Source organism: Taibaiella soli (assembly GCF_003236175.1).
GTDB lineage: Bacteria > Bacteroidota > Bacteroidia > Chitinophagales > Chitinophagaceae > QKTW01.
The window spans coordinates 284,263-300,978 of record NZ_QKTW01000003.1 but is presented as its reverse complement, the minus strand read 5'-3'; the positions used below and the strand labels follow the sequence as shown (position 1 = coordinate 300,978).

The following is a 16,716-nucleotide window of genomic DNA, read 5'->3' as shown; positions in this document are numbered from 1 at the left end:
CTCCCGAAAGGGGAATCCGTTAGGTGCCGGGGATAAACAAAGAAAGCTGCACATCACCGGCACTCGTGCTGAGACGCTCCTTCTTTGCAACAGTCAAAAAAGACTGGGGATAAGGGCTAATATGAAATACAGGCGATGCTTCGTGTCTGGATGCAACCACTACGTGCATATCCGGAGCCACTTCATTAAAAAGATTCAATACCAGTTCCGGATTATTGTTGTCATGAGAAAGATGCGACAACAATAAATGTGACATAAACGATGGACGGTTTTGCACAAACACTTCTCTCGCCTGTGTGTTCGACAAATGCCCTTTACCATTGGTAATGCGGCTTTTCAGGAAGTAAGGATAACGACCATTCGCCAGCATTTCTTCGTCATAGTTAGACTCTAAAAATGCAGCATGACACCGTTGAAAATGTGTCGCCAGATTCTGACAAGGCACACCGATATCCGTAAACACACCAATCGTCACATCATTTCCCGAAACCGTAAAACTATGCGGATCGGCTGCATCATGTGCTTTTGAAAACGACTTGATCGATAATCCGCCGATGGTTATTATTTCATCTGTCTCAAAAAAAAGAATCAACTTTTTATCCAGGTATAATTTACGGCTGCGCAAAGTTTCTTTCGTGATATACACCGGGATGCCGTATTTCTTTACCAACGTCGGAATACCAGAAATATGATCCGAATGTTCATGCGACACAAAAATTGCCTTCACTTTGTCCATTGAAAGACCAAGCTGTTTCATACGCAACTCTGTCTCCCGGCAAGAGATACCAGCATCAATAAACACCGCTTCACGGTCGTTGCCGATATAATAGCAATTCCCGTTACTACCTGAGTTAAGCGATGCGATATAAAGTGACATAGAGCCTGCAAAAATGGTGAAAAAAGCTGAAAGCTCAACGCCCAAAGCCTAAAGCTGGCTCCTGTTTTCAAATTTAAAAAAAGCACATCAAAAACATTCGACATCAAAGACATTAGGCATATTAAACATCTACAAAAACACAAGCACATTAATCACATCAAACACATTATCCACATTTCAAAAAAGCATTATACCTTAAACCATTAGCTTTCACCCATATTATAATTAGGTTATTTCTCCCCATTCCCAGCCGTAGAGGCGGTTATTGTCCCTTCCTTTGCTTCCAGGGCAAACCATTTTTAGTTTATAAATAATTCTTTTCTGTCGTGAAAAAATCACTGTTATTATGGGCTGCATGTGCGGCTACATTCCTGTTTCCTCAATATCTTTTTGCATGGGGAAAAACCGGCCACCAGATTGTTGCGGAAATTGCAATGGCGCATATTTCAGAATCTGTAAAACAAAAAGTACAAAATTGTCTGGGAACTACTACTCCGGACGAAGCCAGTGTATGGATGGACGAAATGCGATCCAATCACGATTATGATTTCATGAAACCATGGCATTATGTCAACGTGGAAAAAGGAAAAGACTATGTTCCAAACAACGATGAAAATGTGGTCAACCAAATCACTATTGCGATCAACGAACTAAAGCACAAAAAGACCATCTGCAGCGAACAAGCAAAGACAGACGTAATGGAACTTTTTCACCTGATCGGCGACTTACACCAACCATTGCATGCAGGTTATGGCGCAGATCATGGCGGCAACAATGTGGAAGTAACCTTTCTTTCAAAGCCATCAAACCTGCACTGGGTTTGGGATGATGAAATCATTCAGCAACAAAAAATTGCAACAGCAGACGTCGAGAAATTGTACCAAACAATGTCAGCAGAGGAAATTGCAAAAATGAAAACAATTGATGTGGTGCGCTGGATGAATGAATCACGTGCACTACTCGGTGATGTCTATAATTTTCAGAACAACGCTATCGATGAAGCCTATTGTACACGCAATAAAACCATCATTGAAAAACGCTTGCTGCAAGCGGGTTTACGTTTGGGCGCTGTGCTGGAAATATTATTCAGCGATGCAGCAGCGGTACAACAAAATACACAGGTTGTTGCTCCGGGAAGCAATATTTCCGCGGAAGAAGCGATGCAACATATCGGGCAAGAGGTCACTGTATGTGGCAAAGTATTTGGCGGGAAATTTCTCGAAAAATCAAACGGTACACCCACGTTATTAAATATTGGTGCAGCTTATCCAAATAGTCGGTTTACAGTCGTCATCTTCGGCAGCGACCGTGGTCTGTTTTCTTACAAACCGGAAGAATATCTCGACGGGAAAAATATCTGCATCACCGGGAAAGTGAAGGAATATAAAGGCAAAGCGGAGATCGTTGTATCTAAACCGGAGCAGATCAAATTCTCAGATCACTAATGAAACCGAATTTCGGCACACATTTATAGCAATAAAAAGACTGGCTCAGGTTCTGAGCCAGTCTTTAAATACCTTGGTTTAGTATGCTCTCTTTTTGACAAAAAACTTCTGATTTAAGTCTCCTGAGAAATCACTTTGTTCTACTTTGGCGCCTACGGTGGTATTTACGTCTGAACCGCCTGCAATCTGCACATATCTACCGGTATTAAGGATGCGAATGTATATACTGGTATCTGCATTCCCTGTTGGCTGAATGATAAATCTTTGATTATCCAGCTCCGCGCTTGGCATAGACACAATTGGCATCCCCCATGTAGCTGCCGTGCCTTGTAAACTCCAGAACTCATTAATTAAAGTACTCGGACTGATACTACCCCACTGAATTCTATAGGTATTGTAAGTACCCGCCGCAAAATTTGCAGGATTAGTCACCGAACCCGAATAAACAATTGTCAGATCTGCGTCAGATGATGGTTCATTACCCGGCCATGTCAACTCAGTTTGCTGCAATTGAACCCCTTCAGGTACAATGGTAATCGCTTTGTTAGACAACTTTGAAACGATATAAAACCCGTCTGCCAGTCCCGACTGTGGCAATAAACTCATACCAGAGTACACACCACCTACAGCGATTGACCGTTTGGTGTCTCCATTTTTCTCTCCCTGATTATCCGTCCCCATTCGATCTCCCTTGTTACAAGAGATTATAAAAAGGCCAACAGACGCAAGCAATGCAATTTTCAACAAATTTTTATGTTTTCTCATAATCTGATCTTTGTTACGTAAGCTTTAATATTGGATAAAATATAGACGGTTTAAATTGCGCATGCCGCTTCCAACCACTTCGCAAAAAGAGGTTGTTTCATACCGTTAAAAACAACGAGGTTATCCCTATCTCACGTTAATAAAAAACTTCTGATTTGGATTTCCCGAATAGCTCCACTGTTCCACAACAGCGCCAGAAGTGATATTTACATCCTGCGTTCCTCTGATCTGCAGATATTTCCCTGAGAACAAATTGCGGATATACACGCTGCTATCGGCAGCGCCAGTTCTTTGAAAAACAAATAGCTGACTATCCTGATCAATCCTCGACCATACAACTGCGCTGCTACCATCCTGCCAGCTAGACAATACGTCCCAGAAACTATTAGTAAGTGTATTTGGATTCATGCTGCCCCATTGAATTCTGTAGGCCGTATAGCTGCCAGGATCGAAATTCGCAGGATTAGTTACATTGCCATAATAAGCGATTGTGAGATCCGCATTTGATGAAGGCACTGTACCAGGAGACACCAGCTCCGTCTGCAGCATTTGCACGCCGATTGAACCCGGATTGGTAAGCGCTCTGTTCGATACTTTGGAAACAATGTAATACTGGTCCTGCACACCAGATTGTGGCAACACGCTTATGCCTGTTGTCGCACCAACCCTGGCGGTGGCACCTTTTACATTTTTCGGATTTTTTACTTGACTGTCTGTCGCCATTCGATCTCCTTTGTTACAGGAAACGATGGATAAAGAAATAGACGCAAGCAATGCAATTTTCAACAGATTTTTCTGTTTTCTCATAATACTAGCTTGTTATTAAAAAATGAGCCGAAAGCCCTGAAATTTTATTAAACAAAATTTGACAGCGTGTGGGGCTTTTGAGGTAATTGCAATTGCTTGACGTAAAATGATGCCGCAAATGTTATTCGTTTGCAAACGTACAGGAGCACATCAGAATAAAAAAGACTTTTAGAACGGTTGAAATGGATATCAAAGCCGCATTGCGTCATCTAACTAGGAGGTGGGGATTTTCCTAAAAAATAGATTTATTTGATATGCTAATAATTTATCTCCACACACCGGATCATCAAAAAAACAAGTTTCATTTTCGGGTGGAATTAAGTGTTGTGATAAAAAATGTCCAATTGTTTTATTAAGAACAAAACAGCACCGTCTCGTATTGTGAGACGGTGCCGTTTCTTTGTTCGCAGAGATACATTCCTTTTAATTCATCACTTCCAATCAATTGTTTTCGACTTCTTAACTTATTCATACCGCAATGCCTCGATCGGATCTAATCTAGCTGCTTTTTGTGCGGGATAATAACCGAAGAACACACCAGTCAATGCGCAGACAAGAAAGGAAATAACAATAGACGTTTCCGAAATAATAACCGGCCAGTGCAGGAACGATGAAATAAAAATCGATGCAGCGATGCCGAGTATCACACCAATCAAGCCACCCGTAATACTGATCAGAATAGCCTCAATCAGGAATTGAGACATGATATCAATGCCACGTGCGCCAATCGACATACGCAGCCCGATTTCGCGTGTGCGTTCCGTTACGGATACGTACATAATGTTCATAATTCCGATACCGCCAATCAGCAAAGAAATACCAGCTACTGCTGTCAGTAAAACCGAAAGCATACCACTCGTTGAACTCAGCGTTTTAATAAGATCTGCCTGCGTGCGCACCACAAAGTCATCATCCTGACCTTCGCGTAAACGATGGCTTTCACGTAACGATTTGGAAATTTCCTCAGAAGCCAGATCCGAAACTGATTCAGTTCGTGCCGATGCATAAATAGCGTGAAAATAAATAGTAGCCAGAATGCGCTTTTGCACAGTTGTGTAAGGTGCAATAATAATATCATCCTGATCCTGACCAAAGGTATTGTAACCCTTTGGCGACAATACGCCGATTACTTGCAGGGGAATTTTATTGAAGCGGATGATCTGCCCGATAGGATCCACATTAGGACCGAACAGATTATTCACCACTGTTTGTCCCAGCAAACAAACTTTTGCAGAAGTCCGTACATCGTTGTCTGAAAACTCAATGCCTGAATTGACAGAAAGTTTACGAATATCAAGATAAGAAGGCGCCACGCCCTGAATCGTTGTCGGCCAGTTGGCGGTACCTTTAATTGCCTGCCCGGATGCCGAAGCCGCCGGCGAAAATTCAGTGGCATCAGTCACATCGCGTTTCAATTTTTCTACATCGGCAATCGTAAGACTTTGTATGGAAGACGCGCCCAGACGCACACCACCGCCGCCGCCGGGCAGATTATTGTAGGGCATAATGGTGATCATATTGGTGCCCATTGCCGACAGGGAAGACTGAATACTGTCTTTGGATCCTTGTCCGATCGACATCATGGTGATTACCGCACCTACTCCGATAATAATACCAAGCATGGTAAGCAGCGCACGCAGCTTATTTCTCAGCAAGGCTTTTAAAGCAATTTTTATGAGGTTGAAAATGTTCATCGCGTCAATTTCTAATAGTCATCGGAAACAGGAAGTGCAGCTAAAGCATCTTTAGCATTCTTTTTATTGGCATTCGGTGAGTCCTTTACCACTTTTCCATCACGCAGAAAAACGGTACGACTGCTGAATGCCGCGATATCTGGTTCGTGTGTTACAAACACGATTGTTTTTTGGTCTTTCTCATTCAACTCCTGCATTAATGCCATGATCTCGTAAGAAGTACGCGTATCCAGGTTACCGGTTGCTTCATCGGCCAGAATCATTACAGGCTCATTTACCAATGCCCGTGCGATGGCCACCCTCTGTTGCTGTCCACCCGACAACTGGCTGGGCGTATGATGTTGCCTGTCCGCAAGCTTCACTGCTTCCAGCGCATGCAGCGCACGTTCTCTGCGTTCTTTTCCGGAGATCTTTGAATTATAGAAAAGTGGCAATTCTACATTTTCCAGCGCAGATGTCCGCGGCAATAAATTATAAGCCTGAAATACAAAACCTATTTTAAAATTGCGCAGTTTTGCCAGCTGATTCCGGTCAAGCGTTTTTACATCAATACCATCAAGAAAATATTCGCCGGAAGTTTGTTTGTCCAGGCAACCCAGCAAATTCAATAAAGTTGATTTACCCGAACCACTGCTGCCCATGATGGTTACAAACTCACCTTTGAGCACATCAAAAGAAACACCTTTGAGCGCGCGTACTGTTTCGCTGCCCATTACAAACTCACGCTTGAGGTCATCTATTTCAAGGATTTTATCACTCATTTTTTTCTGCTTGGGAATTTTGGCATAAACGGACTGGCTGATTGTCCCTGAGTCGTAGCCTGAGCTTTGCCACCGTTCATATCCGTTACTACAGAATCCGTTTTATTTAATCCACTCAAAACCTGTACATGCGTGTTATCATTCAGTCCTGTTGTAATTTTCTTTTGCTGCAGCACATTTCCATTCAGCACCCAAACTGTTTTTTCATGACCACCTTTTTCTACTGCTTCTTTTAATGGCTCTACTTTATAATCTCTTCCGGGATCTGCCATCAGTGTGAACTTGGTGGCTTTTACGGGAATCAGTAATGCGCTGTCTGCTTCTTTCGAGAAAATAGTAATCGTTGCAGTCATGCCTGGCATCAGTTTTTCGGAAGAATTATCCACATTGATCAATGTCGGATAGGTCACGACGTTGGAGGAAACTGTCGGATCGATACGGATCGTACCGACTGTTCCGTTAAATACATTATTCAAATAAGCATCAACGGTGAAAGTAGCTTTCTGTCCTACCGATACGTGACTGATATCTGCTTCGTCTACACTTGCATTGACTAACATTTTGGTAATGTCTTTCGCCAGAACAAACAAGGTCGGCGTACTGAAACTAGATGCTACCGTTTGTCCGACGCTGACATTGCGCGAGAGCACAACACCGTCCAGCGGCGAATAAATCTTTGTGTACGCTAAATTCTGATTCGCAGATCTTAATTGCGCAGTGATGCTCGCCACGTTTGCTTTAGCAGCATTGAAAGTGCTAGTCGCATTATCATAGTCCGATTTGCTGATAGCGCCTACTTCGTATAGTTGCTTCTGACGGTTGTAATTGGCAGCCTGATAAGTAAGACTGGCCTGCGATTGCGCCAGCGAACCTTTAATCTGATCGTAAGTAGCCTGCAATAACGTAGGATCAATCTCTGCAAGCAACTGGCCTTTCTTCACTTTATCATTAAAGTCTACATGGATCGATTTGATAATGCCCGACACCTGCGTACCCACGGTTACCGTATCTACAATCTGCACTGTTCCTGTGGAAGTGACCGTTTCCGCGATATGACCAACAGTAGGCCCGGCCAGCGTGAAATGAACTTCCTGCTTTTCCTTTTTCAGAAAGAAGAACCATACCAGGAACAACAGCACTGCGGCAGTAATAGAATAGATAATTATTTTCCTTTTCTTCATTGTTCAAATACTTTTCGTTGGTTGGATTCGCTTCTGTTTAGTTAAGTGTGAATGGTTCGCCTTTATAGAACTTGTATATCTTCAATGACATGGCAGCGTTGTATTTTGCCTGCACGAATTGCTGCAGCGATTGCACATAAAGATTGCGCTGCTGTATGTAACCCACCATATTCAATGATCCTATTTTCAGTTCTTCGCTGGAAATCCGGAATGCCTCCGTATTGTAGACCAGCTGCTCTTTTGCGCTTACATACTGATTCTGCGTATTCACCGCATTGATGTATGCCTGTTCTACAGTCTGTGATAAAGTAACCTTCGTATTCTGCAAATCCAGCTCTGCCTGTTTGATACCGATTCTGGCCAGTGCGACATTTGTTTTGTTTACACGACGTGTAAAAATGGGAACAGATAAATTCACACCGGCCTGTTGATAAAAACTGTTGTCGAGCGAAAAGCCTAAACTGTAGGATGTAGTATTGCCAATATTGGTACCAATACCACCTGACAAACTAAGTGTCGGTAAATAGCCTGCTTTTGCTTTGGCCAGGCTTAACTCTTGCGACTTTAGCGACAGTTCACTGATCTTTACCTCTGGCCTGAAATCAAGTGCCGTTGCTTGTACGTCCTGCAATGGCGGTAGTAATTCCAGAGAAAAAATAGTATCCGGTTTTACGATATCGAAATCTACTTCGGACGGTAGTAGTAATAATTTTTTCAGCGTTAGTTTATCTATACGTTCAGTACTCTTTGAGGTGACCAGATTATATTTATCCTGGGCCAGTTGCGCTTCGAGCTGTATCACATCCTTTTTAGCCGCACTTCCCACAGCAAATTGCTGCTGCATTTGTTCCAGCTGCGCCTGTGAAGTTTTAATGAGGTCTTCGTTATAAATGATCGTTTCTTTATCCAGCAATATGTAGAGATATGCCTGCGTTACCTGCAGCTCCACGTTATTGATATTTTCATCGATGGAAAGACCAGCGGTTTGTACGGCAATTTCTTTTTGTTGAATATCCTTGCGTAGATAACCTCCGTTAAATAAAGTCCAGGCAGTATTTACAGAAGCGGTACCAGTTGTGGATGTTGAGGATTCTTGCGAAGGATTAGCTATTCCGGCGCCGGTGTGATTCACGCTAAAACTTCCGTTGCCATATAAATTGGGCAGTAAAGCGGATTTTGAAAGAAGTAGATTCTGCTGACTGCTTTCTTTGCTATAGCGTTGTGTGTTAATATTGTAATTGTGCGTGTTGGCATATTCGATACAATCGTTGAGATTCCAGACACTGGGCAATGTATCTGTTGCATCCTGCGCACCGGCAATTGTTGCGGCCCAAAGCAGCGTTGCGCTTATACCATATTTCAACCAGCCATTTTGCATCATTTCCTTGATTCTTGCTTTACAGTTCTCAAAACAAAGGAAAGCCGATCCATTTACCTGCAAAAAACAACTATACCAGGAGTAAGGGATTACCGATAAACTCCCGGTTTTTACCGCTGAGATCGCTGATGGCTATTATGCGGCGGTAGATTTACGCAACGCCGTCGGCCTAAGGAAACTTGGCGTTAAGAAATGAAATGCAGACAGCGTTAAGCAATTATGATGGTTACCAAAGGTTCAATGCCCGGATATAGCCGGGCTGGTAAATTGCACAAAAGCTGCTAGTAAGCTTTAATAATTGTAGCTATATGCGTTTTCATTTTAGCCACGTTTCCTTAAGCCTTGAATTTTTGGGTTACTTTTTGTTCAAGTAAAAAGTGATAGAATTCGAAGATGAATTAAAGCCGGTACAGATAAATCAAGGTAATACTGCTTGCTGAAAATCAAACATCATACCCACGCCCATCCTTCAACTCCACTCAGGATAACATCGCACGGGAAGCTTTCAACTTCAACGGCAATAATTGACCCGCGAACGGTAAACACTCCCTGTACATCGAATAAAATAGCCGGTACGCAGCTATTTCTCTAAAATTGTATTATGAATACAATTGCTACCAAACATCGCAGGGCCCGACACTATGTGTTGCTGTGGACCATTGTGGGCATTGTATTTTTATTGCTGCAGCCGCTTACCTGGGGCGTAAAACTGCCAGAAGTATTCTGGACCAAACAGGTTTATCATTTAGTGATACTCATTGCACTTTATTATGCCAACACAATTTACGCCGCACCTGCATTGCTTTTCCGGAAGAAGATCTGGTTGTTTATACTTTGGGCATTTGTGAGTGTCACCTTTGTTACACTGCTGGGACAGTGGATCAATGACCATTTACACTTTTACGAGGCCATGTCCACCGCACTGGGACGACCACCACACAAGCCCGGCAATTTCGATGGTTTTATGATGATCACTTCGCTGTTGATCATGGGCATCAGTACTTCTATTGTCGCCTATGAGCGCTGGCAACAGGTTACAGCTTTGCGTGAAGAATTGGAGAAAGAAAAAATCAGTGCGGAACTTGCCTTTCTCAAGGCGCAGATCAATCCGCATTTCTTTTTTAATACACTCAATAATATCTATTCACTTTCCTACATCGACGTCAATGCTTCGAGAGACGCACTGCAAAAGCTTTCCCGCATGATGCGCTATGTATTGTACGAAGCACAGCACGACACGACTTTGCTGAGCAAAGAGATTTCTTTTATTGACGATTACATTGAACTCATGCGTTTGCGTTTGAGTGAAAACACGCAGGTACATTATGTCAAACCGCAGCATTTTAAAGACGAAGCAATTGCCCCCATGTTATTGATGCCATTTATCGAAAACGCCTTTAAACATGGCGTCAGCAATATTGACAAAGGAACAATTGATATTATTCTGGAAGAAAACGATGATGTTTTTTCGATGACGGTGAGTAATCCGCTGATTGCTGCAAATCCAAACAAAATAGAGGAAGACGGAGGCATCGGTTTGCAGAACACCGTACGCCGGCTGGAACTGACCTACCCTGGCCGCTATACTCTGGAGACGAAACGGCAGGACGAGCAAAAATATATTGTACATTTAAGTATAAAACTGAGCTAATGTTGCGCTGTATCGCCGTAGACGACGAACCGCTGGCGCTTCGCCTGGTGAGTTCATACATTGAGCAAACGCCTTTCTTAGCACTGGCGGGCAGTTTTTCTAATGCAGTTGCGGCACTCGCTGCAATTCGCAACGATGATATTCAACTCGTTTTTCTGGACATTCAAATGCCTGATTTAAACGGCATAGAACTCGCGCGGGTATTAGCCGGCAACGCAAACACGCCACGCATTATTTTCACTACGGCATTCAACAATTTTGCAATCGAAGGATATAAAGTAGACGCACTCGACTATCTGCTCAAGCCTTTTAGCTATGAAGAATTTCTAAAAGCAGCAACCAAAGCGGAGCATTATTTTGATTTACTGCACAGCCAGAAAACAGCTACACCCGAAGACAATTTTATGTTTGTGAAAGCAGACTACAAAATGGTGCGTGTCGATTTTGAAGATGTCGTATATATTGAATCGCTCAAAGATTACATCAAAATTCACCTTGCTGAAGGCAAAAAGCCTATTCTCACATTAAGTAGTCTGCGTTCTATCGAGGAAAAATTACCACCGGCAAAATTCATCCGCATTCACCGCTCTTTTATCGTAGCATTGGATAAAATCGATTCCATCACCAAAAATTCCGTTCACCTCGGCGATGTAAATATTACAGTTGGCGAGCAATACAAGGATGTGTTCAGAGATTTGATGAATCGATGGCTTTAGTAATTGACAATGGACAGTTGACAATTGACAGTGCCTGCGCTTTAACTCTATTTTACGCGAAGACGCAAAAGGCGCCAATAGAATGTTTTACTCACTTTTGTCCCGATGAAAGAGGGAACTCGCGATAAAATGAGTCTACATAACGTGAGACGTCTCCTTAGGTCGACGTGATATGAAAAAACACCCGCGCGGGTCACCCTGAGCGGAGACGAAGGGCGCTCACCGACCATTATCATTAACGTGCAGAATGCTTCATTTTTCGCAGTGACGCGAGTAAAACACATTCCCCACATTAATCCACATTCAACACATTAATTGCCGAATTAACGTTTCTTCCCTCTCTTCTTTGGCTTGCCATACTTCGCCATCATTTTATCCGCATGGCGCACCTTCACATTCACCTTTTTATTCTTCGCAGATTTTTCGTGGAAAGCACCCTTTGTGTCTTCAATGTTTGGAAGTTGGATGAGACTGTTGCGCATAGATACTTTCGGAATCTCCGAGTCAATCAGCACATCAGATATTACGAGGCCGTCCGGTAATTCCACCACAGGAATTTTATAATTCATCAGCGCTTCAATGTTCTCCTGCAGCTCTTTTTCCTTTTCGGTTATAAACGCAATGGCGATACCTTTTTTATCTGCACGGCCAGTACGGCCGATTCTGTGGATATAGTTTTCTGGCGCTTCCGGCAAATCAAAGTTAATTACGTGTGTTACTTCCGCAATATCAATACCACGCGCTACGATATCCGTAGCAATGATAAACCGGTAGGTACCATTCTGAAATTGTTTTACTGTATTGAAGCGGTGATTCTGTTCTTTATTGGAGTGAATAACACCCAGACGTTCCGGAAAAATCAGATCCATACGTTCGTAAAGATCATCAGCCAATTGTTTGGTACTGACAAATACCAGCACTTTGCTCATGTCCTCATGACGGCGCAGCAACAACTCCAGCAAGTTTGCTTTCGTATTGAAATTCGGCACATCATATTCCATCTGGTTGATGTTTTCCAGCGGAGTACCTGCCGGTGCAGCTTCCACTCTTTCCGGATTCTGGAAGAAAACATCCATCATAGTATCTACATCCTCTGTAATCGTTGCCGAAAACAGAAGGTTCTGACGTTTTTCGGGCAATAATTCCAGGATACGGGTAATCTGGGTACGAAAGCCAAGATTCAGCATTTCGTCCATTTCATCGATTACCAGTTTCTTGATATTTTTTGTTTTCAGATGCCCATTCAGGATCAGGTCCATCAAACGGCCCGGCGTAGCCACTATGATATCCGTACCGTTTTCGACTGCTGCAGCCTGAGGTTTCATATTCACACCACCATAAGCGCCCATCGCCTCAAGGCTCATATATTTTGTCATTTGCTTTACCGTTTCCAAAACCTGAATAACCAGTTCACGCGTCGGTACCACAATCAGCATTTGCGGAAAACGGTCTTTTGAATATTTCAGCAAACTCAGTGTAGGCAACAGATAGGCCAGTGTTTTACCAGTACCGGTCTGTGCAATGCCACATACATCTCTCCCCGACTTAATGATCGAAAAAGCTTTTTGCTGGATAGTCGTAGGATGTTGATATCCCATATCATCCAGCGCATTCAATAACGGAGTCGTCAGGTTCAAATCTTCAAAAGTCATGGCGCGAAGATAATCTTTAATGTGGGGAATGTGTTTTAATGTGGGCAATGTGCTTGTTCAATGCGACAATTCCGCAGAATGTGTGGAATGTGTTTAATGTGCTCAATGTGCTTGTTCAATGCGATAATTCCGGAGAATGTGCGGAATGTGTTTAATGCGCTTTTTAAATGCGATAATTCCGACTAATACGGAGCACTGTTTGAATGTGAGAACTGTTTCTCTCAAAAAAACACATTACCCATATTTACCACATTCAATCACATTAAAACACATTCCCCACATTTAAACGTATTTTTGCGGCATGAGTGCCTCTGTTTTCTTAATAACACCTCCTTTTACACAATTAAATACCCCCTACCCGGCTACAGCGTATCTGAAAGGTTTTCTGAATACTAAGAATATTTCCTCTTTTCAGGCCGATCTGGGTATTGAGGTTACGTTGGCGTTATTCTCCAAACAAGGTCTTACTCAACTGTTTGCAGCCATTGACGAAACAAAGGAATGGTCTGAAAACATCCGTCGTATACTGACGTTGCAGGATGATTATATACAAACAATCGACGCTGCGGTACAATTCCTGCAGGGAAAAAATCCTACGTTGGCGCATCTGATCTGCAAGCGAAACTTCCTTCCGGAAGCTTCCCGTTTTGCCCAACTCGACGATCTGCACTGGGCTTTTGGCTCAATGGGCATCCAGGACAAAGCCAAACATCTGGCCACTATGTACCTTGAAGATCTTTCTGATCTGATTCAGGAATGTGCAGATGCCCATTTTGGTTTCAGCCGTTATGCCGAGCGTTTGGGCCGTTCTGCGAATAGCTTCGACGAACTCTACGAATCGCTGCAACAGGAATACACTTTCATCGATAAAATTCTGATCAATATCCTCGCGGAACGGATGCAAACGGTACAACCAAAGCTGGTAGCCGTTTCTGTCCCTTTTCCGGGAAATTTGTACGCTTCTTTTCGCTGCGCGCAATGGATCAAAAAAAATTATCCAGATGTAAAAATCGCCATGGGCGGCGGTTTCCCGAATACAGAGCTTCGTTCCTTATCCGACGAAAGAGTGTTTGAATTCTATGATTTCATTACGCTCGACGACGGAGAAGCGCCGCTTGAAAACCTGCTGGCATTCATGGAAGGTGAAAAACCACTGCAGGATCTAAAGCGCACGTTTACGATTGCAAACAGTTCAGTCACTTATATCAACAATGCATCTTGCCACGATTACAAACAAAGTCAGGTCGGAACACCCGACTACAGTGATTTCTGGCTCGATCAATATATTTCAGCCATTGAGGTGGTAAACCCGATGCACAGCCTTTGGAGTGACGGTCGCTGGAACAAACTAACCATGGCGCATGGTTGCTATTGGGGAAAATGCACTTTCTGCGATATCTCGCTCGATTATATCAAAGTTTATGAGCCAATTGCCGCACAGATGCTTTGTGATCGCATGGAAGAGATCATGACACAGACCGGACAAAATGGTTTTCACTTTGTAGATGAAGCGGCACCGCCTGCATTAATGCGTGCACTCGCACTGGAAATCATTCGCAGAAAACTGACAGTAACCTGGTGGACAAACGTCCGCTTCGAAAAAGCTTTCACTCGTGATCTTTGTTTGTTGCTGAAAACATCCGGCTGTATTGCAGTTTCGGGCGGGTTGGAAGTAGCCTCTGATCGTTTACTGGGATTGATTCAAAAAGGAATTACCGTTGCACAGGTGGCAAAAGTGAATCGTCATTTTACCGAAGCCGGCATAATGGTGCATGCCTATCTTATGTACGGTTTTCCAACGCAAACAGCACAGGAGACAATTGATTCGCTGGAAATGGTTCGTCAGATGTTTCAGGCAGGCATTCTGCAATCTGCTTTCTGGCACCAATTTGCCATGACTGCACATAGTCCCATCGGTTTAGACCCTGCATATTACGGCGTGCAAAAAGAAACCGAAACAATTGGCACATTTGCCAACAATGATATTGTACACGTTGATCCAACCGGCGCCGATCATGATACATTCAGCTATGGACTGAAAAAATCATTGCTCAATTATATGCATGGCGCATGCTTCGATTATCCGCTGCAAAAATGGTTTGATTTTAAAGTTCCGAAAACCAAAGTGGAACCGGATTATATCGTTAAAGCACTGGAACAGGATGAAGACATGCAGGCAAAACCAACAACGAAAGTAGTTTGGCTCGGTAAAAAACCTTCTTTAGAAATTACTACCAAATCTAAAAAAGGAGCCACCTGGGAAGTTGCTTCAATGACCTTCCAAAGTAAGAACGACGTGATGAACATCAAAGTAGAACCAGAGAAGGGAACCTGGCTGGCAAACATGTTACTGGATTTATCCGTCGCTAACGCGAAAACCTTCACACTCCAGCAAGTAAAGGAAAATTACGAATCTGCGGGCTTCGATGACTTCGAACTTTTCTGGGATAATAAACCAGTGAATAGTTTGTATAAGTTTGGACTCTTAAAGTTGTGAGTTGTGAGTGAGTTCCGTGAAACGTGAAAGGTCAAACGTCAATTCAAATCGTGGGCTTCCCGCAAAGAGGCGTAAGGGCAAAGACGCAAAGCACTCAAATCTTGTCATCCTGAGCGTAGTCGAAGGATGCTCGCAATGGCACTATGGTTCGACTACGCTCACCATGACAAGCGCGAGTGACAATCAATTCCAACAAACTTCCGGTTTTTGACTTTTTAATTTACCAGGAAACATAAACAGAAATGTTCCCTACTGTGTGATGATGGAATGTACGCAGATCATTGTTCTGAAGCATTGGAGCGATGATATTCTGCGAGAATGAAACACCTATGTTTTTCCAGGTGAGCACAGCACCTAATCCAAGATTTCCTTCCACACCCCTGTTTGCATTAGAAGCCGTTTCAATTCCGTCTGTAGCATTGTAATAAGCTGATTTACCTCTGAATGCAGCGCCGTCGACGAGCGCATTATAACCGAGCCAGCGTACTTCCGGACGCATGAAAAAATAAAGTTGAAATTGTTTTTTGCCAGAAAACTGACCGATGGCACCATCAAAATAGGGGTTCATTTTCCCAATGCGAATAGTACTATATGCGGAAAGCCCATCAGTCATTGTCCCCAATGTTCCTGTGCCACCACCAATGATTTCCAGCCAGCCTCGATGTTGAAATAACATTTTCTCCGCTGCGAAATTAAAGTTGACCAAAGCGGCATTTGGCAACTGATACTGCCAGCCCATCGGCCGGTCATTGCCAATAATCCTATGCACAAGGATTTGTGTTTTATCCGCCATGGAAGCTGGTCCCATAACACCAACAAGTAATTCGGACTGCAGATTGTATTTTTTAACAGGATTGGAAGAATGGAGGGAATGTGTGGCAAACAGCGCGCCTGCATAAGGATAATCGTCGAGATCGGGTTGCGTTTTCGTAATGTATTCCGGTGTAAACATCAGCTGCATCGCACTCCAGCCAAACGTATTCACCGCATCTTTCCCCGCTTTGGGCAGCCATCGGTCCAGAAAAAATCTCGACTTATGATCTTTAGTATAGTAATAATCAAGCCTTAAACCGTTTGTATAGGCATCATCAGAAGCTTCGCTTATTACATTCAACAAATCATTATCTTCATAGGCTCGGATCATGTGATTCTGTGCCTTGGTGGTATTTGCTGAAACAAAAATTATAAACAGCAAAACATTGAGTATCTTTTTCATATCCCGCGCTTAAACCTGTATTCACCCATAAATTTTATCGAACTGCCAAATCAGACTTTTCGACTAATATTGTATT

Annotated in this window: 13 protein-coding genes; 4 read left to right on the top strand and 9 right to left on the bottom strand. The window is 43.1% G+C overall.

What is annotated here, in order from left to right:
• Positions 1-19: 19 nt before the first annotated feature.
• The gene (locus DN068_RS03105; RefSeq protein ID WP_110997511.1) at positions 20-877 is read right to left on the bottom strand and encodes an MBL fold metallo-hydrolase; all 858 of its coding nucleotides are present in this window, start codon (positions 875-877) and stop codon (positions 20-22) included.
• 326 nt (positions 878-1,203) lie between these two features.
• Here DN068_RS03105 and DN068_RS03100 point away from each other — a divergent pair, with 326 nt between their 5' ends.
• Positions 1,204-2,322 carry a S1/P1 nuclease gene (locus DN068_RS03100; RefSeq protein WP_110997419.1) on the top strand — a complete coding sequence of 373 codons (1,119 nt, stop codon included), beginning with the start codon at positions 1,204-1,206 and terminating at the stop codon, positions 2,320-2,322.
• A gap of 78 nt (positions 2,323-2,400) precedes the next feature.
• On the opposite strand, the gene DN068_RS03095 is transcribed toward DN068_RS03100, so the two are convergent.
• The 6 genes from DN068_RS03095 to DN068_RS03070 all read right to left on the bottom strand — a co-directional run bounded on the left by DN068_RS03095 (position 2,401) and on the right by DN068_RS03070 (position 8,911).
• Positions 2,401-3,087 (bottom strand): RICIN domain-containing protein, encoded by a 687-nt coding sequence (locus DN068_RS03095; protein ID WP_123985214.1) that lies wholly within the window; start codon positions 3,085-3,087, stop codon positions 2,401-2,403.
• A gap of 126 nt (positions 3,088-3,213) precedes the next feature.
• Entirely contained in the window at positions 3,214-3,894 is a 681-nt protein-coding gene (locus tag DN068_RS03090; protein WP_110997417.1) for an RICIN domain-containing protein, read from the bottom strand.
• 464 nt (positions 3,895-4,358) lie between these two features.
• Complete coding sequence (locus DN068_RS03085; RefSeq protein ID WP_110997416.1) at positions 4,359-5,588, bottom strand: ABC transporter permease; 1,230 nt, start codon at positions 5,586-5,588, stop codon at positions 4,359-4,361.
• An 11-nt stretch (positions 5,589-5,599) separates the two neighbouring features.
• Positions 5,600-6,349 (bottom strand): ABC transporter ATP-binding protein, encoded by a 750-nt coding sequence (locus DN068_RS03080; protein WP_110997415.1) that lies wholly within the window; start codon positions 6,347-6,349, stop codon positions 5,600-5,602.
• The gene (locus tag DN068_RS03075) at positions 6,346-7,530 is read right to left on the bottom strand and encodes an efflux RND transporter periplasmic adaptor subunit (RefSeq protein ID WP_110997414.1); all 1,185 of its coding nucleotides are present in this window, start codon (positions 7,528-7,530) and stop codon (positions 6,346-6,348) included. Before DN068_RS03075 ends, DN068_RS03080 begins: the two co-directional genes overlap by 4 nt.
• A 37-nt stretch (positions 7,531-7,567) precedes the next feature.
• Positions 7,568-8,911 carry a TolC family protein gene (locus DN068_RS03070; RefSeq protein ID WP_110997413.1) on the bottom strand — a complete coding sequence of 448 codons (1,344 nt, stop codon included), beginning with the start codon at positions 8,909-8,911 and terminating at the stop codon, positions 7,568-7,570.
• 598 nt (positions 8,912-9,509) lie between these two features.
• Here DN068_RS03070 and DN068_RS03065 point away from each other — a divergent pair.
• Both DN068_RS03065 and DN068_RS03060 read left to right on the top strand, forming a co-directional pair.
• Positions 9,510-10,559, top strand: a complete 1,050-nt coding sequence (locus tag DN068_RS03065; RefSeq protein ID WP_110997412.1) for a sensor histidine kinase — start codon at positions 9,510-9,512, stop codon at positions 10,557-10,559.
• Positions 10,559-11,275: a LytR/AlgR family response regulator transcription factor gene (locus DN068_RS03060; RefSeq protein ID WP_110997411.1), complete on the top strand. Its 717-nt coding sequence runs from the start codon at positions 10,559-10,561 to the stop codon at positions 11,273-11,275. The genes DN068_RS03065 and DN068_RS03060 overlap by 1 nt, the downstream gene beginning before the upstream one ends.
• Positions 11,276-11,598: 323 nt before the next feature.
• Here the strand turns inward: DN068_RS03060 and DN068_RS03055 are convergent, their stop codons facing one another.
• Positions 11,599-12,927: a DEAD/DEAH box helicase gene (locus DN068_RS03055; RefSeq protein WP_110997410.1), complete on the bottom strand. Its 1,329-nt coding sequence runs from the start codon at positions 12,925-12,927 to the stop codon at positions 11,599-11,601.
• Between the two features lie 301 nt (positions 12,928-13,228).
• Here DN068_RS03055 and DN068_RS03050 point away from each other — a divergent pair, with 301 nt between their 5' ends.
• On the top strand, positions 13,229-15,424 hold the full coding sequence (locus DN068_RS03050) for a B12-binding domain-containing radical SAM protein (protein ID WP_110997409.1): 2,196 nt from the start codon (positions 13,229-13,231) through the stop codon (positions 15,422-15,424).
• 220 nt (positions 15,425-15,644) lie between these two features.
• Here the strand turns inward: DN068_RS03050 and DN068_RS03045 are convergent, their stop codons facing one another.
• Positions 15,645-16,640 carry a lipid A deacylase LpxR family protein gene (locus tag DN068_RS03045; protein WP_110997408.1) on the bottom strand — a complete coding sequence of 332 codons (996 nt, stop codon included), beginning with the start codon at positions 16,638-16,640 and terminating at the stop codon, positions 15,645-15,647.
• Positions 16,641-16,716 lie beyond the last annotated feature (76 nt).